The sequence below is a fragment of the Phycisphaerae bacterium genome, from assembly GCA_017999985.1.
In the GTDB taxonomy this organism is placed as follows: Bacteria; Planctomycetota; Phycisphaerae; order UBA1845; family Fen-1342; genus JAGNKU01.
The window spans coordinates 23,907-47,273 of record JAGNKU010000021.1 but is presented as its reverse complement, the minus strand read 5'-3'; the positions used below and the strand labels follow the sequence as shown (position 1 = coordinate 47,273).

At 68.5% G+C, this 23,367-nt stretch carries 21 protein-coding genes; 14 read left to right on the top strand and 7 right to left on the bottom strand.

The features are described 5' to 3' along the window. The first annotated feature begins 111 nt into the window (after positions 1 to 111). Entirely contained in the window at positions 112 to 1,191 is a 1,080-nt protein-coding gene (locus KA383_19375; protein ID MBP7748282.1) for a hypothetical protein, read from the top strand. 158 nt (positions 1,192 to 1,349) lie between these two features. On the opposite strand, the gene KA383_19370 is transcribed toward KA383_19375, so the two are convergent. After that, positions 1,350 to 2,579, bottom strand: coding sequence for an SUMF1/EgtB/PvdO family nonheme iron enzyme (locus KA383_19370; GenBank protein ID MBP7748281.1), 1,230 nt, complete (start codon positions 2,577 to 2,579; stop codon positions 1,350 to 1,352). Between the two features lie 307 nt (positions 2,580 to 2,886). Continuing rightward, entirely contained in the window at positions 2,887 to 3,318 is a 432-nt protein-coding gene (locus tag KA383_19365) for a transposase (protein MBP7748280.1), read from the bottom strand. On the opposite strand from KA383_19365, the gene KA383_19360 reads away from it, so the two are divergent. The 9 genes from KA383_19360 (at position 3,317) to KA383_19320 (ending at position 16,570) form a co-directional block, all read left to right on the top strand. Further along, the gene (locus KA383_19360; protein MBP7748279.1) at positions 3,317 to 3,502 is read left to right on the top strand and encodes a hypothetical protein; all 186 of its coding nucleotides are present in this window, start codon (positions 3,317 to 3,319) and stop codon (positions 3,500 to 3,502) included. The two genes, KA383_19365 and KA383_19360, sit on opposite strands and share 2 nt — an antisense overlap. A 65-nt stretch (positions 3,503 to 3,567) precedes the next feature. After that, complete coding sequence (locus tag KA383_19355) at positions 3,568 to 4,845, top strand: Gfo/Idh/MocA family oxidoreductase (GenBank protein MBP7748278.1); 1,278 nt, start codon at positions 3,568 to 3,570, stop codon at positions 4,843 to 4,845. A 14-nt stretch (positions 4,846 to 4,859) separates the two neighbouring features. Next, positions 4,860 to 7,460, top strand: coding sequence for a HEAT repeat domain-containing protein (locus KA383_19350; protein MBP7748277.1), 2,601 nt, complete (start codon positions 4,860 to 4,862; stop codon positions 7,458 to 7,460). Between the two features lie 107 nt (positions 7,461 to 7,567). Continuing rightward, the gene (locus KA383_19345; GenBank protein MBP7748276.1) at positions 7,568 to 8,968 is read left to right on the top strand and encodes a putative Ig domain-containing protein; all 1,401 of its coding nucleotides are present in this window, start codon (positions 7,568 to 7,570) and stop codon (positions 8,966 to 8,968) included. Between the two features lie 13 nt (positions 8,969 to 8,981). Then, complete coding sequence (locus KA383_19340) at positions 8,982 to 9,674, top strand: hypothetical protein (GenBank protein ID MBP7748275.1); 693 nt, start codon at positions 8,982 to 8,984, stop codon at positions 9,672 to 9,674. Between the two features lie 465 nt (positions 9,675 to 10,139). Continuing rightward, entirely contained in the window at positions 10,140 to 12,374 is a 2,235-nt protein-coding gene (gene pilM, locus KA383_19335; protein ID MBP7748274.1) for a pilus assembly protein PilM, read from the top strand. Between the two features lie 45 nt (positions 12,375 to 12,419). Next, positions 12,420 to 13,748: a hypothetical protein gene (locus KA383_19330; GenBank protein ID MBP7748273.1), complete on the top strand. Its 1,329-nt coding sequence runs from the start codon at positions 12,420 to 12,422 to the stop codon at positions 13,746 to 13,748. Between the two features lie 49 nt (positions 13,749 to 13,797). Continuing rightward, positions 13,798 to 15,792, top strand: coding sequence for a hypothetical protein (locus KA383_19325; protein ID MBP7748272.1), 1,995 nt, complete (start codon positions 13,798 to 13,800; stop codon positions 15,790 to 15,792). A 58-nt stretch (positions 15,793 to 15,850) separates the two neighbouring features. Continuing rightward, positions 15,851 to 16,570, top strand: a complete 720-nt coding sequence (locus tag KA383_19320; protein MBP7748271.1) for an MBL fold metallo-hydrolase — start codon at positions 15,851 to 15,853, stop codon at positions 16,568 to 16,570. A 12-nt stretch (positions 16,571 to 16,582) separates the two neighbouring features. Here KA383_19320 and KA383_19315 read toward each other — a convergent pair whose 3' ends face one another. From KA383_19315 to KA383_19300, 4 genes are all read right to left on the bottom strand, one after another. Beyond that, entirely contained in the window at positions 16,583 to 17,254 is a 672-nt protein-coding gene (locus tag KA383_19315; GenBank protein ID MBP7748270.1) for a hypothetical protein, read from the bottom strand. A 58-nt stretch (positions 17,255 to 17,312) separates the two neighbouring features. Beyond that, a complete protein-coding gene (gene mdh / locus KA383_19310) occupies positions 17,313 to 18,254 on the bottom strand; it encodes a malate dehydrogenase (GenBank protein ID MBP7748269.1) in 942 nt (313 codons plus the stop codon). Positions 18,255 to 18,395: 141 nt separating this feature from the next. Continuing rightward, the gene (locus KA383_19305) at positions 18,396 to 18,881 is read right to left on the bottom strand and encodes a ferritin (GenBank protein MBP7748268.1); all 486 of its coding nucleotides are present in this window, start codon (positions 18,879 to 18,881) and stop codon (positions 18,396 to 18,398) included. A 195-nt stretch (positions 18,882 to 19,076) separates the two neighbouring features. Next, positions 19,077 to 19,874, bottom strand: coding sequence for a hypothetical protein (locus KA383_19300; protein ID MBP7748267.1), 798 nt, complete (start codon positions 19,872 to 19,874; stop codon positions 19,077 to 19,079). 195 nt (positions 19,875 to 20,069) lie between these two features. Here KA383_19300 and KA383_19295 point away from each other — a divergent pair, with 195 nt between their 5' ends. From KA383_19295 to ftsY, 3 genes are read left to right on the top strand one after another with little or no spacing between them, the layout of a single operon-like run. Then, complete coding sequence (locus KA383_19295) at positions 20,070 to 20,543, top strand: 6,7-dimethyl-8-ribityllumazine synthase (GenBank protein MBP7748266.1); 474 nt, start codon at positions 20,070 to 20,072, stop codon at positions 20,541 to 20,543. 32 nt (positions 20,544 to 20,575) lie between these two features. Continuing rightward, positions 20,576 to 21,052: a transcription antitermination factor NusB gene (gene nusB, locus KA383_19290; GenBank protein MBP7748265.1), complete on the top strand. Its 477-nt coding sequence runs from the start codon at positions 20,576 to 20,578 to the stop codon at positions 21,050 to 21,052. A 19-nt stretch (positions 21,053 to 21,071) separates the two neighbouring features. Further along, complete coding sequence (gene ftsY / locus KA383_19285; protein MBP7748264.1) at positions 21,072 to 21,989, top strand: signal recognition particle-docking protein FtsY; 918 nt, start codon at positions 21,072 to 21,074, stop codon at positions 21,987 to 21,989. 15 nt (positions 21,990 to 22,004) lie between these two features. On the opposite strand, the gene miaA is transcribed toward ftsY, so the two are convergent. Then, the gene (gene miaA / locus KA383_19280; GenBank protein ID MBP7748263.1) at positions 22,005 to 22,943 is read right to left on the bottom strand and encodes a tRNA (adenosine(37)-N6)-dimethylallyltransferase MiaA; all 939 of its coding nucleotides are present in this window, start codon (positions 22,941 to 22,943) and stop codon (positions 22,005 to 22,007) included. 127 nt (positions 22,944 to 23,070) lie between these two features. Between miaA and KA383_19275 the strand changes: the two genes are divergently transcribed. Next, positions 23,071 to 23,367, top strand: coding sequence for a hypothetical protein (locus tag KA383_19275; GenBank protein ID MBP7748262.1), 297 nt, complete (start codon positions 23,071 to 23,073; stop codon positions 23,365 to 23,367).

The following is a 23,367-nucleotide window of genomic DNA, read 5'->3' as shown; positions in this document are numbered from 1 at the left end:
GGGCCTCTGTGCCTGTCGCGATCGAATTACGTAGTATATCAGAGTGCCGTGCGCCGCGGTGCGCTGCCGCCGGCGTGCCAGCACCGGAAGCGACGCTTCCAGAGGGCTCAGGTGACGTACGAAAGCGTGACGTGGTTTACGGGCCAGGCCGTCGCGCTGGCCTTCACCGCGCTCGCCGGGCACAGACTCGCCCGTGCGGGGCCGCGCGTCTGGAAACCCGCCGCCATCGTCTCAGCCGTACTGGTCGCCCTCTGGCCGCTGCTGCGCATCGAGCCGACCTGGTCCCGGGCCATGCTGGGCACCCACTTCGCCGTCTTCCTCGAACTCACCGGCGTCGTGTTCCCGGCGGTCTTGCTGTTCATGATCGCCACGACCCACATGAAACGGCTGCGCGACCGGCAAGCGCTGCGTTGGCTCCCGGTGATGTGTGCCCTGTATTTCCTGCGCAGCGGCCTCTGGATGGTCCGGCCGGGGATGCCCGCTACGCCGACTTCGCAATATGCGGACGCGATCTGCCGGCAATCGACGGACTACACCTGCGTGGCCGCCTCGCTGGTCACGCTGCTGACCGCGCATGGCATCCCGGCGACAGAAAACGAGATGGCCAAGCTCAGCCTGACGGAGGTCGGCAACGGCACGACCGACACGCGCGCGGTCTACGCCCTGGAGCGCAAGCTGGCCGGGCAGCCCGTCCGCGTGCAGTACCGCCGCCTGGATTACGACGAACTGCAGCGCGTGCCGCTCCCCTGTCTGGTCCCCCTGAAATGGGGCTACTACAGCTCGCACATGGTGCCGGTCCTCGGTGTGACGGAGACGCACATCGTGTTCGGCGACCCGCTGAGCGGCTGGCAGGAAGTGCTCCGCGCCGACTTCGAGCCCGAGTGGCTCGGCCGCGCCATCTACGTCGAGGGCCTGAGCCCCGCCAGCCAACCCGCGCCGGCAACCAGTTCGGATGGCACGAGCCAAATCGCCGGCGGCCGGATGGGCTGCTCCTGGACAGGTAGCACTGCGGCTCCGCCCGCCAGAAGGCGTGTGGCAACCCCGGCTCAGTCTCCCGCAGGGACGTGCCCACGGTCGACTCGTGCGCGGACTGGACGAAAACCCCTGCGATGTAAGCGGCCAGACAACGATCGGAGTCGCGACCTACGCCGTCACGCGGCTCTGGCGTGTGCGATGCGTGGTGGAGATTGATGGCGACGGCTGGGCCGACTCCGGAGACCTCGACTAGTTTGTGCAGCTCCCGACCCAACGGTAGTAACGACCGCGCTCGATGCCGTTTGCACAATCACTGATTCATCGTGAAGTTCTGGGATGGACGATTGATCGTGAACTGGCGGTAGCGCGGGCGCTCAAGGAGCGCGCAGTACCAGTCGTATACCGGCATCGACGTAGCGCGTATCGGGAGCAATGCTGGCCCGGGCTGCACAGCGGGCCGCGCTGGCGTACCAGCCCCAGCCCGTACCGCGCATCACCCGCACCGTGCCGGTGGTCGGACCTTGGGGGTTGGCGTATGGGCTGGCGGCGTACCAGGCAGCGTCGTACCAGTCATTGCAGAATTCCCACACGCCACCGGCCATGTCGTGCAGGCCGTAGCCGTTCACGCCGTTCTGCGTTTGGTAGCTGCCCGGCGATCCCGGCCACGCCCACTCCGCCTGCTCCTGCAGAGCGCCGGAGAAGAAGCGAAGCGGGCTGGTCCAGCAGTTGCTGCCCGTCACGCCCCACAACGGGTGGTAGCCGCGGGTCGTGCTGGTGTCGTACGCGTACGCGGCGTCGCTGCGGTAGTTGGCCCGCGTGTGCTCGATGGTGTCGGAGTCGGCCCATGGGAAGCGGTAGCCGACCAAGCCGCCCCGGGCCGCTTTCTCCCATTCTGCCTCGGTGGGCAGCCGGTAGCCCGCCGCGAGATTGCAGGACCACGTCGCGAGGTCATAGGCGGGAGGCTGCTGCAGCATGGTGCTGCGCCAATTGGCATACGCCGCGGCGCCGTACCAACTCACCATGACCATGGGATGGGTGGCGCGGTAGGGTAGGCACGCGAACGAACTGCCGTTCCAGACGACCGAACTCGCCGTTTCCGCGGTCTGGGTCGCCGCGTAAACGATGCTCGAGCCGTCTTGATAGATCAGGCCGTTGGTGACCGCGATCAGGTTGCCCTGGCGGAGTGCCCAGTTGAGCGCGTCCACATACTGCTGGTTGGTGACCTCGTGTGCGTCCATGTAGAAGGAGTCCACCTGGACAGCGTGGCGGGGGTACTCATCGGGGGCGCCTTCCAGGAAGGAATCGCCCATCAGGAACTCGCCGCCTGGGACGAGCACCATGCCGGCAGGATTGGGCGACGGACCGGTCATGCTCGCTTGCAGCAGGACGAAATCGGCCATGTCCACGTCGCAGTCTTTGTCCACATCACCCAGGGGACGGCCCTGCGCGTCCACCGGAATGCCGGTTGGGGTTTCGGGGCACGCGTCCCAGGCGTCCGGCACACCATCGCCATCGAGGTCCGCCGCCCATGTGGGCGCAGCAGTTGCCCAAGCCAGCAGACCGATCGCGGAAACACACCACTTCGCTGCTCGTCGCGTGTTCATTTGCGCTTCTCCTCGACCCACGTTCCGCCGGGTTGGCAGCGTCGGGCGCTTTAAATCCGGCTCTTCCCGCTTGACTTGGCCCGGCTCCGTTGCCGGGCCGTGCAGACCCATCGTACCGCACCCTGGCCTCCGGCGTACACGTTTTTATGACGCACTGACGGGTTTGGAGGCTGCGCAGGGTCAGTCCGGCTCGTCCTCAAGGCCGGTCGAAGCCCCACGCAGGCGCGAAAAGGTCCCTTGGCGCCGGCCGAGCGCGTGGGGTCGCGCGGCTTGGCTGAAGACTAACAGCTATGCGGGGCCAGCCGGCTTATCGGGACGGCACCACGGCAAGATCGGACCGGCACGGACCCTGAACGCGTTCCACGGTGGCGGCGAGTAGCCTTCTCTGGATAACCACCTCGGCCACCCGGGGATTTACCCCGCAGGCATGCATGACAACCTTGGCACCGATCTTCAGCAATATCTCACGCAGCGCGGTGAGCAACCAGTGCTTCAACACCCTGGGCAGCGCCAGCCGCCGCGAGAAGCTGCCCAGGATGCATGCGAGGGTGAACAGTTGCAATCGCAGCGGGTTGTCAACGAAGTCGCGGCAGCTCAGCCGTGTCCACTTCACCGCATTGTTGGCGCCTTTGGTCCATTGCTCGACCGTATCGCGACGGGTGCGAGACGCCACAACCTGCCGGGCCGGCTGACGTTGGTCTGTGACGAAGAATTCCACCCCCGCGAGCAGCTCGCACATGGTGCCGGTCCTCAGTGTGACGGAGACGCACATCGTGCCCGGCGACCCGCTGAGCGGCCGACAGGGGATGCTCCGCGCCGACTTCGAGCCCGAGTGGCTCGGCCGCGCCATCTACGTCGAGGGCCTGAGCCCCGCCAGCCAACCCGTGTTGGATTCCCTTTCGAAGCGCGCGCCTGCGCAGTAAGCTTTCCGCCTGACACGCCCGCGCGGTACGGGCGTGGTTGCGGGGCCGATGATTGAGGTCGCAGCATGTCGCGCTACCAAGGCGTTTCGCGTCGGCAGTTCCTGAAAGGCGCCGCGGCACTCGCCGCCGCACCCTACGTCCTCTCCGCCCCCGCCTGGGGCCGCCCCGCCCCCAGCGCACGCATCACGCTCGGCATGATCGGCATCGGCAACATGGGCGGCGGGCACCTCCACACCCTGGTGCACAACCGCGACTTCCAGATCGTCGCCATCTGCGACGTCGATCGCACCAAGCGCGAAAAGGCCAGGCAAACCGTCGAGGAAACCTACGCCGCCGAGAACACCTCGGGCACATTCAAGGGCTGTGACATCTACAACGAGTTCGAGTTGCTGCTCGCCCGCCCCGACATCGACGCCGTCCTGATCGCCGTGCCCGATCACTGGCACGCCCTCATCGCCATCGCCGCCTGCCGCGCCGGCAAGGACGTCTACAGCGAGAAACCGCTGTCGCTGACCATCGCCGAGGCCCAGCAGATGGTGCGGGCCGTCCGGCGGTACGGGCGCGTCTTCCAGACCGGCAGCCAGCAGCGCTCCAGCCCCGAGTTCCGCCTGGCCTGCGAGCTGGTCCGCAGCGGCCGCATCGGCCGCGTGCACACGGTGAACGTCGGCATCGGCGGGCCGTCGCAGGAGAAGTACCTGCCGGAAGAGCCGGTGCCCGACGGCTTCGACTGGGACCGCTGGCTCGGCCCCACCCCGTGGTATCCCTACAACGCCGAGCGCTGCAGCGGCAGCTACAGCGGCGGCTGGCGGCTGATCCGCAATTACTCCGGCGGCATGATGACCGACTGGGGCGCCCACCACTTCGACATCGCCCAGTGGGGCCTCGGCATGGACGGCACCGGCCCGGTCGAGATCATCCCGCCCAACCTCGCCGAAGCGAAGACGCTGACCTACAAGTACGCCAACGGCGTGACGATGTATCACGGCGGCGCGAACGGCATTCTGTTCACGGGCACCGACGGCAAGATCGAGGTCAACCGCGGCTATTTCAAGACGTGGCCCGAGAGCATCGGCCGCGAGCCGCTCGGCCCCAATGATGTGCACCTGTACGAAAGCCCCGGTCATCACCAGGACTGGCTGAACTGCATCCGCAATCGTCAGCGGCCGATCGCCGACGTGGCCATTGGCGCCAGCTCGATCACCGTCTGCCACCTCGGCAACATCGCGTGGTGGCTCGGCCGGCGGCTGCAATGGGATCCGGAAAAGCAGGAGATCATCGGCGACGAGCTGGCCAGCCGCTGGCTCGACCGCCCTAAGCGCGCCCCGTGGCGCCTGTACCCCTGAGCGGAAGTACGAACATGAAGAGACTCAGCATACTGGTAGCGCTCCTGACGTTGTTCTGCACCGCCTCTGGCTGCCAGCAACCGACGAAGCCCGGCGCGGTCGACGCCGACCGCGCGGCGCGCACCATGTTCGACGGGCTGATCGACGCGTGGCTGCCGGGCATGTCCGCGGACAACATCGCGGACCGCGAGCAGCCCCAGCAGCGCCTCGAGCAGCTCTGCTTCGAGATCGGACAGCCGGGGCGCGAAGCGGACCGCGTGGCGCTCTGCGAAGCCATGACCGCGCGCCTCGGGCCGGAGACCCCCAAGCCGGCGCGCATCTGGCTCCTGCGCCAGCTCGAACGCCTCAGCGGTGCCGAGTCAGTCGCGGCGGTCGCGCCCCTGCTCGACGAATCCGACGGCGAGGTCCGCGACCAGGCGCGGCGCGTCCTGCAGCACAACCCGTCCGCCGAGGCCGCCGCCGCGCTGCGCACCGCGCTCGAGCTGGCCATGGAACCCGCCTGGCAGCTCGCGTTGGTCAACGCGCTCGCCGCCCGGCGTGACGCGACGGCCGTCCCGCTGCTCGTGCGTCTCACCCGGCACGACGACGACGCCCTCGCGACGGCGGCCACCGCGGCGCTCGGTGATATCGGCGGCCACGACGCGGTGAACGGCCTCTATGCGCTGTGGCGCGGGTCCGACGAGACGCACCGGGCCACCGCGGCCGCGGCCCTGATCCAGGTCGCCGAGCGGCTGGTGGCCGGCGGCGACAAGGCACAGGCCGTGGAGATCTTCACGACGGTGTATCAACCGTCGCTGAGCCCGGCGCTGCAGACGGCGGCGCTGCACGGCCTGACGGTCGTCGATCCGGATGCGGCCGTGCCGCGGCTGCTCGAGGTACTCCACGGCCCGCGAACCGCCGCACTCGGTCCCGTCGCCGTGCGGCTCCTCGCCGACCTGCCGGGCCCGGCCGTGACCAGCACCCTGGTCCAGGAACTGCCCGCGCTTTCCCCCGAACTGCAGCTTGTGGCCGTCGAAGCGCTCGGCACACGGGGCGACCGCAGCGCGAAGCCGGCCATCGTGGAGATCCTCACCAGCTCCGACGTGGCGGTGCGCTGTGCAGCGCTGCGGGCCCTCGAACTGCTCGGCGATTCGGCCGATATCCTGGTCCTCGCCGGCGTGGCGGCAAGTGCCGACCGCGAGGAGCGTGATGCCGCGCGGCACGCGCTCGCCCGCCTGCGCGGCGCAGAGCTCAATGCCGTCTTCATCGCCAGCCTGCGAAGCGCTCCGCCGGAGCAGTGCGCGGAGCTGATTCGCGCGCTCGCCGCGCGGCGGCACTACGCCGGCGTGCCCGTGCTGTTCAAGGAGGCGAATCGGTCGGAAGAGGTCGTGCGGGTCGCGGCCCTCAACGCGCTCGGTGAGCTCGGCCAACCGGAACACGCCGCGACGCTGGTCACGTTGCTGGCCGACAGCGAGGCCGTTCGTGCGGCGGCTGCGGACGCCGTGGTGGCCGTCTGCCAGCGGACGGAAGACCCCGAGCAGCGCGCCGCGCCGATCCTGGCCGCGTGGGACAGCACCAGCGCGACGGCCCAACCCGCGCTGATCGACGTGCTCGGGCGCGTCGGCGGCGACGCGGCGCTCGCCCGGATTCGCACGGCGCGGCAGGCGGACGACGCCGAACTCGTTGACGCCGCGGTGCGCGCTTTGGCCCAGTGGCCGAGCAACGCGGTGCTCGACGACCTGCTCGATGTCGTGGAGCACAGCGCGAGCAAGACGCACCGCGTGCTGGCGTTGCAGGGCTATGTGCGGCTGCTCGGTCTGCCCAGCGAGCGGACACCGGCCGCGACCGCCGGCCTCTACAAACACGCCTGGGAGAAGTCAGAACGTCCGGACGAGAAGAAGGCGGTGCTCGCCGGATTGGCCAAGGTGCCGCACATCGACGCCCTGGACGCCGCACAGCAGGCGCTCGGTGACGAGGGTCTGCGGGCCGAGGCGGAAACGGCCGTGCTGGCCATCGCCCGGCTGATCGGCGGCGGAGACTCGGCGGCAGCGCGCGCGGCCGTTGACGCAGTCCTGGCGCAGACGACGAACGACGAGACGCGCAAACGCGGCAACGACGTGCTCGCGTTCCTGCGGCAGGCCAAGGGCTCCATCACGACGTGGCAGGCGGCGGGACCGTACTTCACTCAGGGTCAGACGTGGGAGCATGTCCAGGCCACTGCATACCCGCCGGAAGAAGCCGGCGCGGACGTGCAGTGGCGCGCCTTGCCGCCGACGAACGCAAACGAGCCGTGGGTGTTTGACCTGACGCCGCTCGACAAGGCCACCGATCGGTGCGTGTACGTGCGCTGCGCCGTCTGGACCGCTAGCGCGGGCCCCGCGCGGCTCGACGTCGGCAGCGACGACGGCGTGAAGGTCTGGCTGAACGGCGCGCTGGTGCACGAATTCAAGGGCTCGCGCAGTCACACGCCGCTGCAAGACCAGGTGCCGGTGCAGCTTGTCGGCGGCTGGAACACGCTCCTGCTGAAGGTGGTGCAGATCAGCGGCCAGTGGGGTTTCTCGTGCGCCGTGCGCGGTACAGACGGCGAGGCCCTGCCGGATATCAAGTTCCAGGCCGAAGTCCCCGTGAGCCAGTAGCGACGGCCCAGCCGCTCGGCTTGCGGGACTCTTGGGACCACTGGTACCGTGCCCATAATACTGCACGGCGCGGGTCGGAAACGGCCCCCCGGCACGGAGGTGGCGCGGTGAAGACGATGCGTGTTTTGGGCGGGGGGCTGCTGTTGGCATGTTGCGCGGTGACCCCGTCCTGTGTGGGGCCGCTGCTGACGATCGCGCCCGCGGAGTTACCCAACGCCGTGGAGGGCCTGAATTACTCGCAGGACCTGTACTCGGAAAACCTCGACCTCGAATGGGGGATCGTTGACGGCGCCCTGCCGGCCGGACTGATGCTCGATCGCGACGACGGCACGCTCAGCGGACGCCCGCTGGAGACCGGGACATTCACGTTCACGGTCGGCGTGAACAGCGCCTCGGTGCCGGTGCGCGAGGGCACCGCCGCGTACACACTGACTGTGCTGGAGCGGCTGACGGCACAGTTTGCGCTGGCGCCCGCCCGCGTCGGCGAGGCCTACGAAAGCACGCCCACGATCTCCGGCGGCGTTCCTCCCTATGCGATCACGATCATCGGCCTGCCCGCTGGCCTGGACTACGACGACGACACCGGCCGCATCTTCGGCACGCCCCTGGTGGAGAAATCCGGGCTGCAGCTCGAAATGGCTGTCACGGACAACGGCGATCCCCAGCAGTCGATCACCGAACGGGCCACGCTCGCGATTCATCCGATCGGCGTGACGATCACGACCACGGAACTGGAAGCAGGTGAGGTCGGCACCGCGTACAGCGCCCAGCTTCAGGCCATCGACGGGCGTGAGCCGTACACGTGGCGCGTCAGCGCTGGCGTGCTGCCCGACGGCCTGCGGCTCAGCCGCACCACGGGCCTGATCAGCGGGACGCCAACCGCCGGCGGCGGCACGGCGACCTTCACCATCGCGGTGACCGACACGGACTCGCCGGCCTCGACCGACTCACGCGAGTTCAAGATCGTCGTACCCGTGGTCGTCATCACGACGACGCTCGCGCCTGCCGCCGACGGTGTGGCCTACGAAGTCGCGCTCGGCGCGGCGGCGGGTCTGGCGCCATACACGTGGGCCGTCTCGGAGGGCACGCTGCCCGACGGGCTGACGCTCGCCGCGGACACCGGCCTGATCTCCGGCACGGTCACGGCCGCCGCGATGACCGAGACGTTCACCGTGTCAGCCATGGACGCCGACTCGCCGGCTACGTCGGCCGCCCAGGAGCTGAAGCTGGTCGTCTCGCCGCTGATCACGACGACCACGCTCCCGGACGCAACGATCGGCGTGGCGTACAGCGAAACAGCGGCCGCGGCGCATGGCGTCGCGCCGTACACGTGGTCGCTGACAGCCGGCGCGTTGCCGGCCGGCCTGACGCTGAACGCAGCCACGGGCGAGATCTCCGGCACGCCGGCGGTCGGCGCGACGAGCCAGACGTTCACGCTCCGGGTGAGGGATAGCGACACTCCGGCGATGACCGGCACACGAAGCCTGACCTTGACGGTCGGCCCTTGACGGAGGCACACAAATGGTCAAACGCAGCATGGTAGTCGGCGTGGTGAGCCTGTTGTGCATGGGCGGCAGTTGCACGATCACGATCGGTCCGGGCGACGGCGGTACCGCGCGCACGTACCTCGACGAGACGACGGCGAACATCGAGATCTCGCAGGTGCTCGGCGCGTCGCAGGCGACGGTGAGCGCGACGATCGTCGATGACGATGGCCGCGCGATCGAGTTCGAGGATGATCAGTCCGTGGAGGTCAACGCGGTCGCGCTCCAGGGCCCGAATGCGGCCGACATGTTCACGGCGACCGTGCCCGCGGCCGACGTGTATGTCATCCGCGTCGATGAGCCGACGCGCGGCATTGAGAGCACGTCGGTCGATGCGCCGGGAGAGTTCGCGATCACGTCCCCGGCGGAGGGCGGCGGGGCCTCGCTGGCGGGCTTCACACTGCAGTGGAGCGGGGCGAATGCGCGCCTGCAGGTGCGGATCCGACTGACCCAGACGGTGTTCGGGAAGACCGAGGTCGTGAATCTCGGCCCCTACACCGATACCGGCAGCCGGGAACTGACGCTCGACGATCTGGACCGGTTCGTGCAGGGGGCGGACTTGGTCGTGACCTTGACGAAGATCAACGCGGTGAACACCGTCGGCGGCTTTCAGGCCGGCACGGCGACCGCCCGGCTCTCGATTGAGCACACGCTGTCGCCGCGGCCATGATCGCGCGGCCTGACGGCCAGCCGTCAAGCGCCCGCGCTGGCCAGCGACCGGCGGGAAACCGCCTTGGTTTTTTGACAACCTTGCCAACTTGCGGTATCTGGTATAATTAGATGGACGCGATGCCAGCGCGGGCTGGCGCGCGGACGATGGATTGGAGACCTGCCCCCCGGGACTGAAACGCGCAAAAACTGAACGCGGCAACGCTCCTGGCTACGCGACGGTTGCCCACGCTCGCCGATAGGCGGAACGGCCTCATACATAGATATCATCCCCCCGAACGGCCGTCGCGGTAGACCTCCGACGGCAGCCGCTGCGAAACGATCGGCGGCCCCCCACGCGTGTAGTGTTCAACCTGACCGATCCTGCGCCGCACCGGCGGCGCTGGAAGATGTATGTCTTGGCGGCAGACGTGCGCACCCCGCATGCGCGGGTGCCCGGCCGGCTGACGCCCAAGGAGTACGTGTCATGGCTACCGGAAACGCAGTCTGGGGCATCGACGTCGGACAGTGTGCCCTCAAGGCCATCAAGCTCCGGCCGGCGGAGGGCGGCAAGGTTGAGTGCGTCGCCTTCGATGTCATCGAGCACCCCAAAATCCTCTCGCAGCCCGACGCGGACCGGGACGAGCTGATCAGCTCCGCGCTGGAGAAGTTCGCCTCACGGAATGATTGGCAAGGCGACCGCTTCGTCGTCGGCGTGCCGGGCCAGCAGACCTTCGCCCGGTTCTGCAAGATGCCGCCGATCGACCTCAAAAAGGACGCGAAGAAGATCCACGACCTGGTGCGCTATGAAGCCAGCCAGCAAATCCCGTTCGACATCGATGACGTCGTCTGGGACTACCAGGTCTTCACGAGCGAAGGCTCCCCGGATGTCGAGGTCGGCATCTTCGCCATCCGCAAGGACCTGATCCGCAAGCACCTGGGCTATTTCGCGGCGGTGAACATCGCGCCGGCCGGCGTCCAGACCGTGCCGGCCGCGCTCTACAACTTCTGCCAGTTCGACGGGCAGGCGGCGGGCGAGGGCGGCGCCACCGTCATGATCGACGTGGGCGCCCAGAACACCGACCTGATCATCGTCGAATCGAACGCCGCCTGGACGCGCAACATCCCGCTGGGCGGCAACAGTTTCACCGAGGCACTCGTCCGGGCGTTCAAACTCTCGTTCGCCAAGGCGGAAAACCTCAAGCGCTCGGCCGCGACGAGCAAGTATGCCCGGCAGATCTTCCAGGCCATGCGGCCGGTGTTCGCCGACCTGGTGGCGGAGATCCAGCGCTCGATCGGCTTCTACAGCTCGTCGCACCGCGACGTGGAGCTGCGGAAGGTGCTGGCGCTGGGCAACGCCTTCCGCCTGCCCGGCCTGCAGAAGTACCTGGAGAACAACCTGACGATCTCGGGCGGCGTCGCCAAGCTGGAAAAGTTCACCCAGCTCCTGCCGACCGCGACGATCACCGCGCCGCAGTTCACCGACAACATCCTCAGCTTCGCGGCCGCGTACGGGCTGGCGCTCCAGGGTCTCGGGCTGGCGAAGATCCGCGCGTCGCTGCTGCCGACCGAGCTGGCGCGCATCGCCGTCTGGCAGAAGAAACGCCCTTATTTCGTGGCGACCGCGGCGGCGCTGCTGATCGCCGCCGGCATCCCCTACGTCGCCAACGCGCTCGATCAGCAGACGCTCAACAGTGAAGCCGCGCGCCAGGCCCGCGCCACAACGGACAAGATCGTCCGAGAGGCCAAAACCTTCCGCGACGGGTTCAACACGGCCCAGACCGACACGAGCCAGCGCAAGAAGGACATCGACAACCTGCTCAAGCTGCAGGAGTACAAAACGCTGCTGCCGCAATTGCTGGTTCTGCCGAGCGTCGCGCTGCCGCCGCTCAATCCCCCGGAACTCATGCAGGTGACTGCCGCCGAGGAACTGAAGAAGCTGATTGCCTCCGATCCGACCCGGTTCGACCGGCGCACGCGCGGCCAGTTCATCATCGAGTCCCTGCGAATTGAGTATTCGCCCGCGCTCGATCCTGCGCAGCTTGACGCGACCGCCGCGTCCGGGGGTGGGGCCCGCGCCGCGGCCGCTACGCCGATGACGCCCGCCGCGGCGCCCACGACGCCGCCACCGATCGGTGGGCGGTCCGCCCGCGGGCGCGGTGTGCGGCCACCCACGCCCGCCATGCCGCAGTTCCAGGCCCCCGCCGGGGGCGAGGGCGGTGAGGCGCCCAGCGCTCCGGAAGGCGCAGGCTTCATCGTGCGGATTGAAGGTCGGCTGCTGTACGGCCGCACGCAGGCGGAGGCCATCAAGTGGCTGACCGAGGCTTATTTTGAGAACCTCCGCGAAAAGAGCCAGACGCCCGGCCTCGGGTTCTACATCCCTGACCCTGATGAAAAAGGCAAGAAGTACATCAGCGACCCCATCCCGGTGCGGTACAACCCCAGCGTGCCCACGGCGTACACGCCGCCGGGCGCCACCCCGTCCGCCGGTGGAGGCACCGCGCAGTTGCTGGACCCGGTGACGGGCGAGGACACGTCCGGCGACTGGAAAGTGTCGTTTGCATTCATGGCCAAGTTGGGCACAAAGCCGGCCGCGCCGCCCGACGGCACGAAACCCACGGAGTCCCCCGCCGGCACGCCGGCTCCCGGCGGCCAACCGGGCGCGCCGCGGCCCCCGCGCGGGGGAGCTGTGGCGCCGGCGCCGCGTGAAGATGGTCGTTGAGCGCGGGCCGTCTGCGGACCGCGCTGTTCGAGCAGGAGACTGGACATGCAATTCATCAAGACCCATTGGATGTTGCTCGCGAGTGGCGTCGTCGCGCTGGCCGCGATCGCCGTGACCGTCCTGGGGATGACGAGCGACGCTGTCATCAAAGAAATGGAGCAGCGCAAACAGGCGGCGAGCGAGATCAGCACGCTGCGGAGCGCCCCCCAGAACGAAGAGACGATCAACGCGGAAAAGGAGCGCGGCCACAAGTTCGAGCAGGAATACAAGACGGTCGTGGAAACCGCCGAGCGGATCAACAAGCGCGAGCCGCTGATCGAAGGCGCGTTCCCCAAGCCCGCGCAACTGGAAACCCAATATCGCTTCAAGCAGACCTACGCGCGCGCGATCTGGGACCTGCCGCGGTCCCTGAAGGCCGGCACGCTGCCCACCGACCAGGATCTCGCCGACGAGGCCGAGATCATGGCCGACATGCAAAAACGCAAGAGCGAGCTGGAGGGCGAGACGCCCGCCCCAACGGCGGAACCGTGGGCGCGGCCCCCGGTGCAGCCGCTGACGCCCCAGCCGCTGGCGCCCGTGCCGAGTGGGCGCACCGGCCGCGGGGTGCGCGGGCCGCGCGGCGGCCCGACCGGGGGGCAGGTGCCAACCGAGGCCGGCGCCGCGCTGCAGCCGGCCGCGATGCCCACGGGCGTGGCCGGCGAGGAGGTGCGCCGGCGGGCCGCGATCAAGAAGGCCCGCAACATTCGCATCTACGCCGACCCGCAGACCTCGTTCCACGTGAGCCCGATCGCGGACGCGGACGCGGCGCCGACGCCAGCCGAAATGTGGTACGCCCAAGTGAGCCTGTGGATCCAGCAGGACCTGGTCGACGCCATCGCGAAAGTGAACGACGCCGCGGCCCAGCAACTGGGCCCGAGCGAGGCCAGCGTCGCCCAGATGCCGGTAAAGCGCATCGAGCAGATCATGGTACACGGATACATCCTGAACGGCGGCGTGGTGGTGCCGTTCACGGCGGGCACCGCGCGTCCGGGCGCCGCCGGCGCACAGGTGGCGACGCTCACGTCGTTCACGAACCGGGTGTGCGACGAGCAGTTCGACGTGGTGCGGGTCACCTTGACCGTAATCGTCGACCAGCGCGAGCTGTTGAGACTGATCGATGCGATCGCCCGTACGAATTTCTACCAGTTGGTGGGCGCCGAATACACCGTCGTCGACAGCGTGGACCCCGCGGGATATCTGTACGGCCAGGCCCCGCTGGTCCGCGCGGCCCTGGATTTCGAAAGTTACATGGCCCGCAAGATCTACAAGAGCATGATGCCGGCCGAGGTGCTGCAGGTGCTGGGCGCCGCCCCGGCCGCCGGCGCGAACCCGTAGCCCGCGAGCCGGCCGCCCCTGCGGCGCGCGGAGCTCTGGAGGACCAGACATGGCCAAGAAAGGTTCGTTGAGTTTCGTCGAACTGCATTTGGAGAAGGGCATACTCGGCTTGGCGGTGCTCTTCACGCTGTTCCTCGGCGTGTACTACCTCGGGCTCGAGCCCAACAAGGTCGAGTTTGACGGGCAGGCGCTGGGGCCGCGCGAGCTGGACGAGGCCATTCAGCGCAAGGCCGAAGATCTGAAACGGGCCGTCGGGAGCATACAGCCCAAGACCGAGCCCGTCCCGCAATACGCCCGCGTGCTCGAGCAGAGCTTCGAGAAGGGCCTGTGGACCGATGACGCCACGTCCGGCTCCGAAGTACCCAAAACCGTGCCCGTGTTCGCACAGTTCGGCACGCCCCTGCCCACGCTCGAGGAAGGCGTGGAAGTCGACAACGTGGCGCTGGTGACGCCGCTGAGGCCCACGGCGGCCGTGGCGCGGACCGGGATCAGCCTGGCGCAGCGCCGCCCCGCCAGACTGCCGCAGGCCCGCACCGCGCAAGGCGCCGACCCGATGCCCACCGAGGACGAGGAGGCCACCGTCGGGTTCTCGTGGGTCACCGTAGCGGCCTACTTCCCATTGCAGGCCCAGCAAGCCGAGATGACCAAGGCCGGCTACGCGGCGTACCGCGCGAAACCCTATGTGGCCGGCATCGACGTGCAGCGCCAGGAAATGACGGCAAGCGGGGAGTACTCGGATTGGAAGGACGTCGCGCCCGGCAAGGCGATGCTGCAGCTCGACATCCCGGCCCCCATCTACGATGACAAGAGCGGCGACCTGATCAACCAGGCCGAGCTCGACGAGAAGCTTGAACTCGTGAAGCGGGCCCAGTCGCTCATCATGCAGGCCCCGTTCTATCCCGTGGAAGCCGGCGACGAGTGGGAGATCCCACCGCTGCCCGGACACGAACCGGTGGAGGAGGAAGAGGTTGTCGTCGACATTCCAGGGCCAGAGACACCGGCGCCGGCGCGGACGGGCGGCGACGAGCGACCGCGCACAGCCCCGCCGCCCCCCGTGGTCGCACCGCCGACCGGACCGCGCGGCGGGGGACGTGGGGTGCGTGGGCCGCGTGGCGGCGGGCAGGTCAACCCATTCACGCCGCTGCCCACGACGCCCACGCCCCAGCAGGACGCCGGCCGGGGCATCAAGGAGGATCTGCGCGAAGCGAAGAAGGCCGTACGGGAGAAGCAGTGGGACCGTGCCGAGCAGCTTGCGCGCGGCATCGCCAGCAACGGTGACGCGTCGCGCAGTGACCGGACCCAGGCCGAGCGCATTCTCCGCGACGTGGCCAAGGCCCGTGCCGCCCAGCAGCGCCGGGAGACCGGGCGCACGCCGACTGCGGCCACCGGGACCACGCAGGAGATCACCCTGGTCACGAACCCCGAGAAGGAGGGCGAGCCCGCCGTCTGGTTCCACGACGATTCCGTCGAGCCGGGCAAGACCTATCGCTACCGCCTGCGCGTGAAGCTCTGGAACCGCTACGTCGGCCGCCGGGCCTCGCTGAAGGACCCGTCGCAGGCCGACCAGACGCTGTTGGCGAGCGAATGGTCGCTGCCGACCGCCCCGCTCACGGTCGCGCCCAAGCGCCACTTCTTCGTCCGCAGCCCGGTCTTCGGCGAACCCGCCGCCAGCGTGGACGTGTTCACCTGGTACAAGGGCAACTGGCTGAAGGAAGACTTCAAGGTCCGCGTCGGCGACGTGATCGGCAACGCCCTCGAGGTGAAAACCGGCGAACTCGACAAGGACGACAAGCCCAAGAAGGAACGCGTCGACTTCTCGACCGACGCGCTCGTGCTCGACTTGCGCGTCGACGAGCCCGTGCTTCTGCGCCGCGCGGCAGGCAAGGCGGGCGAGTTCAGCTATCGCGAGGCCAAGTCTCTGGTGCTCGTCTATCTCGATCCGGCCGATGGCCAGGTGAAAGAGCGGATCGCCGATGTAGACCGCAGCGACCCCCTCTACACGAAGCTGAAGGCGGAGTGGGACACCTTCCGCGAAGGCCTGTAGGCGCGGCGTGTCGCTGCGGCTGACCATCCTCGGCTCCGGCACGTCGCATGGCATCCCGATGATTGCCTGCGACTGCCCGGTCTGCACGTCCCCCGATCCGCGCGACCGGCGGACGCGCACCAGCGCGCTGGTCAGCTTCGACGGCCGCCACGTGCTCATCGACACCGCCCCGGAGCTGCGGCTGCAGTGTCTGGCCGCAGGGGTCACGCGCGTGGATGCCCTGCTGTTCACGCACGCGCACGCCGACCACGTCGTCGGCCTCGACGACGTGCGCCGCTTCAACCACCTGGCACGCACCGTGCTGCCCGCGTACGCCAGCGCGGCGACACTGGACACGCTGCGCCGCATGTTCGACTACGCCTTTCGGGATGATCCGGATTACCCCAGCGCCAAGCCGCGCCTGGAGGCACGCGTGGTCACCGGGCCATTCGACCTCTTCGGCCGGCGCGTAACGCCGCTGCCCTACCCGCATGGCCCCACCGAGGTCCTCGGCTATCGCATCGGCAACATCGCCTACTGCCCGGACTGCAGCGGCATCCCGGACGAAATCCGTCCGCAGCTCGCGAGCCTCGACGTGCTCGTGCTCGACGCGCTGCGTCGCCGGCCGCACCCGACGCACTTCAACCTGGAGCAGGCGCTCGCCGAGGCCCGGCGGATCGGTGCGCGGCGAACGTACTTCACGCACATCGCGCACGAACTCGGCCACGCGGCCGCCAGCACCGAGTTGCCGCCCGGAGTGGAACTGGCCTGGGACGGGCTGATCTGCGAATCCGACTGACGCCGGCCAGCGTCAGGGTTTGGGCGCCGGGGCCGGCTGACTGGTGGGCTGCGTCCCGGCCGGGCGTGCGAGGGCCTGCTCGATCTGCCGCAGGACATACGCGGACTTGTTGGCGTGCATCTGCTCCTCGACGCGCTTCAGGCCGGCGGCCTCGTCCTTCGCAAACTCGCCCGCGCAGCCCGGGCAGCAGAAGTAGACCGTGCGGCCGCCGAAATCGCGCTTTGCCGCGAGGTTGATTTCTCCGCGACAGGCACCGCAGGTCGTCTGGAACGTGTAGCATTCCGCCTCGAGCCGTCGCGCAAAGGGCTTGCTGTCCGTGAGCCATTTCTGCTTGGCGTCCTCGGTGGCAAAGAACACTGCGCTGTCGCCCGCGCCCACGTAGATGTCCGCGGCCGGCGGCTCACCGGTCACCGGGCACTTGACCTGCACGCGCAGCGGCGGGTCCGCCTCCCACTGCGCCTGTACGCGGTCGGCAAACTCGTAGGGGTCATGCTCGAATTTCTGGCGCGCCGCCTCGGTCGCAAAGTACACCCACTTGCCGCGAAACCGGCTGACCTGCGCGCGATCCACGGCTTGGCCGGTGACTGGGCACAGCACGGCGGGTCGGGTCGTCGCGGACTTCTGGCCGGCCGCCTGCTGGGCCCGCACCCCCTCGACACTCAGACCGATGACAAGCCACGCCATCACACACTGCAACGCACGCTGGGGCATACTCCACCTCTGATGAATTCAGGACAGGCCGCTACTTCGGCAGGAACCTGGTCGTCGCGGCGCACAGCTCCTTCACGTGCGCCACGCTGGCATCCAGCATCTCACGCTCGCGCGGTTCGAGCTTGATCTCGATCACCCGCTCGACACCGTTCCGACCCAGGACGCACGGCACGCCGACGAAATACCCGCCCACGCCGTACTCCGCGTCGCAGTATGCCGCGCACGGCAGCACCCGGCGCTTGTCGCGCAGGATGGACTCGGTCATGGCGAGCGTAGCGGCGGCGGGCGCGTAGTAGGCGCTGCCGGTCTTGAGCAGGTTGACGATCTCGGCCCCGCCGTTGCGAGTGCGCGTGACGATTTCCTCGAGCTTGCCCGGAGCGATGAGCTGCGTGACGGGAATGCCGTTGACCGTGGTGTAGCGCGGCAGCGGCACCATGTCGTCGCCGTGGCCGCCGAGCAGCATCGCCTGGACGTCCTCGACGCTGCAGCCGATCTCCGCAGCGATGAAGGCCCGGTAGCGCGCCGTGTCCAGCACGCCGGCCTGCCCCACCACGCGCTGCGTCGGAAAGCCGGAGACCGTGTGCGCCGTGTAGACCATGGCGTCGAGCGGGTTCGAGACAACGAGCAGGATGGCGTCGGGGCTCCGGGCGACGGCCTTGGCCGTCACTTCCGCGACGATCTTGACGTTGGTCTCGAGCAACTGGTCGCGCGTCATGCCCGGCTTGCGCGGGATGCCGGAGGTGATGATGACCACGTCGCTGCCCGCGGTCGCTTCATAGTCATTCGTCCCGGTGATGGCCACGTCGTAGCCCTCGACGGGCGCGGCTTCGTACAGGTCGAGCGCTTTGCCCTGCGGCAGCCCCTCGACAATGTCAACCAGCACGATGTCGCCCAATTCCTTGGACGCGGCCCAGTGCGCACACGTCGCCCCGACGTTGCCGGCCCCGATGATCGTGATCTTCGCGCGTCGCATGGCGTGCCTCGCTCCCGCGAATAGCGTCTCGTGTTGCCCGTGTCCGGCCCGCTGCACGGTGGGCATACCAGGCATTGTAGGCCCGCGGGCGTCCGGCGGCGACCGGTGCGGCCGCGGCCGGACGCGCTGCGTGCCGCGCGGTTACTTGAGCAGGTGCGACACGGCGGCTTCGAGCTGCAGGAGCCGGTCGCCGGCCATCTTGGCGACATCGAGCAGGTAGCGCTGGGACTCGACTTCCTCGACCTGCTCGTCCACGAACCAGCGCAGGAAGCTCTGCGTCGCGTAGTCCTTGTCCTTTTCGGCCAGCGCCACCAGCGCGTGAATCTGGTCGGTCACCTTCAGCTCGTGCTCCAGCGCCGCCCCGATTGCCGCCTGCACGTTGGCGAACTTCGCCGTCGGCTCCGCAATCGCCTGCAACTTGACCTTGCCGCCCACGGACAGGATGTAATCGAGGATCTTCAGCGCGTGCTCGCGCTCTTCCTCGGTCTGCTTGCGATACAGCTTGGCCAGCATCTTCAGGCTCAAATCGTCGAACATACACGCGATCGCCAAGTACAACTGCGACGCGTAGAACTCGTTCGTGATCTGCTCATTGAGCTTCGCGTTCATTGCCTTCGAAAGCGCCATTTCAACCACCTTCCTTCTGGATGGACGGGGCACCGCGCCGGCGCCCCACGCATGTAATTTCATCCGCTCGCCACCCGCCGGCCTGCGTACGCCACGGGTGCGAGGCCCCGTCCGCGACCGCGCTGGTCCATCGGGCGGAGCCTGGATTGTAGGCGCCTCGTCCACCCTTAGCCATGCCGGCGCGCCACGCCGCCCTCACTGCGTCCACAGCAGCCGCGTCAGCCGGGCCCGGGCGGCGTTCAACCGGCTGACGTTCCGCCGCACCAGCGCGGCCCGCCGCACGTGCGGCCGGGTGTCATCCGCCAGCGCCGCCAGATCGAGCCCGGCACACCGGCGCGCGACCTCCGCCACCAGTTCCAAACTCCACGGCTCCTCTTCGGCAACGCGCTGCGACCGGGGCCAGCGCCCTACCGCCTCCAGCAGCGGAGCCACTCCGCGCGACAGAGCCAGCGAAGCCGTCTTGCGCTGCTGCGCATCGCCTTCCACCGCCCACCGCAGCAGGTCCGGCGCCCCGCGCGGGTCCCCCAATTCCACCCAGGCCGCGCCGCGGCCGATGCGGTCCGCGGGCTCATCCCCCGGAGGCAGCGCTGCCGCCAGCGCGCGAAAGCGCTCCGGATCCAGCCGCGCCGCAGCCAGCCAGGCCGTCTGCCGCACATACGGATGGGCGTCGGTGCGGATCACGCCGGCAATCACCGGGAAATACCCGGCCACACCGCTCCGCCCCAGCGCATACACGTACGCTTCACGCACACCCGGGTCGGGCTCGGACGGCGCCGACCCCGATTCAGCGCCGCCGGCGGACAGCAACGCGGCCATGCAGCGCCAGGCCGCCGGCGCCTCGGCGCGGGCGGCAAGCTGCGCCCCCTGGCGGCGAACCGCCGGATCGTGCGACTGCAACTGCGCCAGCGCAGCGCGGTCGGCCCACCCACAGAACCACATCCAACCCAAAGGCAATCCGAGGATCATCACGAGGCTGAGGGCCGACAGTCCCAAGGCGCTCCAGCACCTGAGGCGCCGGGCGCGACGCTCGACATCAGACGGACTGGCGCCGTTGCACATGCGGATCTGCATCGAAGCCAAGCGTAGCGGCCGCCGGCCCGACCGGGAAGAGGGTCGCCATTTGCCTGCGTCCGGCGGCAGCGGTACACTGCCCCTTTTGAATCCGAATCAGGAGAGTAGGGTACTCCAATGACCGAAGTGATTTCCGCCAAGCTGGACGCCGCCCCGTTTCGCTTTGGGCTGGTCGTGGCGCGCTTCAACGAATTCATCACCTCGCGGCTGCTCGAGGGCGCGATCGATGAGCTGACGCGGCACGGGGCGAACCCGGAGCAGATCACGCAGGTTTGGGTGCCCGGCTCGTGGGAAATCCCGCTGGCCGCGCAGAAACTGGCCGCCACGGGATCCTATGCGGCCGTCATCTGCCTCGGTTGCGTCATCCGCGGGCAGACGCCGCACTTCGAATACGTGGCGGCGGAAGTCGCGAAGGGGATTGCGCAGGTGTCGCTGGCCACGGGCGTGCCGGTGACGTTTGGCGTCGTGACGGCGGACGCGCTGGAACAGGCTATCGACCGGGCCGGGGCGAAGACGGGAAACAAGGGAGCGGACGCGGCGCGGGCCGCAATCGAGATGGCCAACCTGCTGGTCCTGATCGAAAAGAAGTAGAACGGAGCGTCGTCCCGGGTCCGGTTGCCAACATGCCCCTCGATGAACGGTCGCAGGCTCGCATCCTGGCGCTGCAGGCGCTGTGTCTCTTTGATGCGCTGGGGGACTGTTTCGCGGAATCGCTTGACGCGTTCCTGCGCGATCGGCTGAACTACGCCGACCTGGGCTGGAAACGCGGCCCGCGCCCTAAGCTGCTGGAGCTGGCCCGCGTCCGCGCCACCGGCACCTGGCACGCCCGGGAAACCTGCGATCAGTACCTCAGGCAGTACGTGCCCGACTGGTCAATCGAGCGCATGCAGCCCGTCGACCGGAACATCCTGCGCCTGGGGCTCTACGAGCTGCTCGAATGCCCGAAGACGCCACCGGCAATCGTGATCAACGAGGCCATCGAGCTGGCCCGGCGGTTCGGCGGCGCCGAGTCGCCCGCCTTCGTGAACGGCGTGCTGGACCACGTGCGGCGCGGGCTCGCGGCCGCATCCGAGCCGGTCGAGCCCAGCCCGCCGAAATAGCCGGCATAAGAGATTTATCATGGGTTTGTTCGACGCATTGAAACGGGGTTTGACGAAGACGCGTGACAAGCTGGTCACCGGTCTGCGCGGGCTGCTGCCCAGCGGGCGCAAGATCGACGATGACCTGCTCGATCAGCTCACGGACGCGATGCTGGCGGGCGACATGGGTCCGCGGGCCGTGGTCAGCCTCGTGAACGAGGTCCGCGGGGCGTGGAAAGCCGGCCAGATTGGCGAGGCGCAGGAGATCCTGCCCTTCATGAAAAAGCGAATCGCCGACACCTGGAGCGCCGGCGAGCGCGCTGTGCATTTCGCCGCCGCGCCGCCGACGGTCATTTTCGTCGTCGGCATCAACGGCTCGGGCAAGACGACCAGCGTCGCCAAGCTCGCGTACTACCTGCGCCAACAGGGCAAGTCCGTGCTGCTGGGGGCCTGCGATACGTTCCGCGCGGCCGCCATCGACCAGCTCGTGATCTGGGCCCAGCGCGTCGGCGTGGACATCGTGAAGCACAACCCCAACAGCGACCCCGCCGCGGTCGCCTTCGACGCCTGCGAAGCGGCGATCGCCCGCCACGTGGACGTGCTCCTCGTCGACACGGCGGGGCGCCTGCACACCCAGGAGCACCTGATGCGCGAGCTGAGCAAGATTCAGCGCGTGGTGCAGAAGCGCATCCCCGAGGCGCCGCACGAAGTGCTGCTCGTGCTCGACGCGACCATCGGCCAGAACGCGATTAACCAGGCGAAGATCTTCTCGCAGTCGGTGCAGGTCAGCGGCCTGTTCCTGGCAAAGCTGGACGGCTCAGCCAAGGGCGGGATCGTCGTCGGCATCCGCGACCAGCTCGACATCCCGGTCAAATTCGTCGGGCTGGGCGAGACGATCGACGCGATCGAGCCCTTCGACCCTGAGGCGTTCGTCGAGGCATTGTTCGCCGGCCTGTGACGCGGTCGGAGGCGCTCATTCCAAGCGCTGCATAAGCTCGTCCGCCAGCTCCGCCGTGTCGTCCACCCCATCGGCTGCGAGCCACTGCACACCCGTCATCCGCTTCAGCCACGTGCGCTGCTGCTTGGCCAGTCGGCGCGAGTGAATCTTGATCTGCTCGATGGCCTCGTCGAGCGCGCCGCGACCGGCGAAATGCGCGAACAGCTCCGCGTAGCCCACCGCCTGCAGCGCCTGCGGCCCGACGCCCCGCGGATCGCTCCAAATCCGCCGCGCCTCATCCACCAGCCCGGCCTCCACCATCCGCCGCACACGCAGGTTGATCCGGTGATTCGTCTCCTCCCGGCCGCGCTTGACGCCGAAGAGCGCCCAGCGCCATTCCGCCCGGCGCGGCGTCGCGGCGTCCCATTGCTGCTGCAATTGACTGATCGGCCGGCCGGTCAGTTGATGCACCTCCAGCGCCCGCTCGATGCGGCGCAGATCGTTACGATGAATCTTCGCCGCGGCCTCAGGATCAATACGCGTCAGCTCCGCGTGCAGAGCATCTAGCCCCTCGCGCTCCGCCCGCGCGCGAATCCGCGCCCGCAGCTCCGGGTCCGCGCTCGGCCCCGCGAACATCCCCTCGTACCAGCACTTGAAGTACAGCACCGTCCCACCCACCGCCACGACCGGCCGCCCGCGACCGTGAATCTCCGCGACTGCCACATCGGCCAGCTCGACAAACCGCGCCGCACTGAACGGCTCCCACGGGTCGGCGACGTCGATCAAATGATGCGGGAGCGCCGCGCGCCATTCGGTCGATGGCTTGGCCGTGCCAATGTCCATCCCGCGATAGACCTTCATCGAGTCAATGCTGACGATTTCGGCCCCGAGTCGCTGCGCGACCGCCCGCGCGAGCGCCCCCTTCCCCGTCGCGGTGCAGCCGAGAATCGTGATGACGCGCTTCTCCACGGCCACGTTGTAATTCCTCCCGCCGGCGACACGCAAGTTTCCGCGCGGCCGACCCACCCTGCGCTTTGACCACAGCCCGCCCGGTGTGGATCATACGCACGGTCCGCAACTCGGACTCACGGAGGTATGCACCATGCGCACACGTTGGTGGATCGTGCCGGCGGCGGGGGCCCTGCTGGGCCTGGCTGGCTGCGTCACGGCGCCGGAACGAATCGACGTCCGGGTCGGCAGCGACCGGCCCGCGCCCGTCGACAGCAGCCGCGTCCCGAACCCGCAGACGCTCGAAGAGGCCCGCGCCGAGCTGCACAAGGCCTACCAGAACATCCAGTACCTCGAACAGGAGAACGAGCGGCAATCACAGAAAGCCGCCAAGTACAAGCGCGAGCGCGACGACTACAAGGATCGCCTCGAGAAGTACGAGAAAGACTGA

Excerpts from the sequence above, each read along its gene's own strand:
- mdh (MBP7748269.1), bottom strand. The coding sequence starts at position 18,254 with ATGCGACGCGCGAAGATCACGATCATCGGGGCCGGCAACGTCGGGGCG.
- KA383_19305 (MBP7748268.1), bottom strand. The coding sequence starts at position 18,881 with ATGGCGCTTTCGAAGGCAATGAACGCGAAGCTCAATGAGCAGATCACG.
- KA383_19275 (MBP7748262.1), top strand. The coding sequence starts at position 23,071 with ATGCGCACACGTTGGTGGATCGTGCCGGCGGCGGGGGCCCTGCTGGGC.
- KA383_19325 (MBP7748272.1), top strand. The coding sequence starts at position 13,798 with ATGGCCAAGAAAGGTTCGTTGAGTTTCGTCGAACTGCATTTGGAGAAG.
- KA383_19355 (MBP7748278.1), top strand. The coding sequence starts at position 3,568 with ATGTCGCGCTACCAAGGCGTTTCGCGTCGGCAGTTCCTGAAAGGCGCC.
- KA383_19360 (MBP7748279.1), top strand. The coding sequence starts at position 3,317 with ATGGTGCCGGTCCTCAGTGTGACGGAGACGCACATCGTGCCCGGCGAC.
- KA383_19315 (MBP7748270.1), bottom strand. The coding sequence starts at position 17,254 with ATGGCGTGGCTTGTCATCGGTCTGAGTGTCGAGGGGGTGCGGGCCCAG.
- ftsY (MBP7748264.1), top strand. The coding sequence starts at position 21,072 with ATGGGTTTGTTCGACGCATTGAAACGGGGTTTGACGAAGACGCGTGAC.
- pilM (MBP7748274.1), top strand. The coding sequence starts at position 10,140 with ATGGCTACCGGAAACGCAGTCTGGGGCATCGACGTCGGACAGTGTGCC.
- KA383_19370 (MBP7748281.1), bottom strand. The coding sequence starts at position 2,579 with ATGAACACGCGACGAGCAGCGAAGTGGTGTGTTTCCGCGATCGGTCTG.
- KA383_19365 (MBP7748280.1), bottom strand. The coding sequence starts at position 3,318 with ATGTGCGAGCTGCTCGCGGGGGTGGAATTCTTCGTCACAGACCAACGT.
- KA383_19320 (MBP7748271.1), top strand. The coding sequence starts at position 15,851 with ATGATTGCCTGCGACTGCCCGGTCTGCACGTCCCCCGATCCGCGCGAC.
- nusB (MBP7748265.1), top strand. The coding sequence starts at position 20,576 with ATGCCCCTCGATGAACGGTCGCAGGCTCGCATCCTGGCGCTGCAGGCG.
- KA383_19350 (MBP7748277.1), top strand. The coding sequence starts at position 4,860 with ATGAAGAGACTCAGCATACTGGTAGCGCTCCTGACGTTGTTCTGCACC.
- KA383_19340 (MBP7748275.1), top strand. The coding sequence starts at position 8,982 with ATGGTCAAACGCAGCATGGTAGTCGGCGTGGTGAGCCTGTTGTGCATG.
- KA383_19295 (MBP7748266.1), top strand. The coding sequence starts at position 20,070 with ATGACCGAAGTGATTTCCGCCAAGCTGGACGCCGCCCCGTTTCGCTTT.
- KA383_19330 (MBP7748273.1), top strand. The coding sequence starts at position 12,420 with ATGCAATTCATCAAGACCCATTGGATGTTGCTCGCGAGTGGCGTCGTC.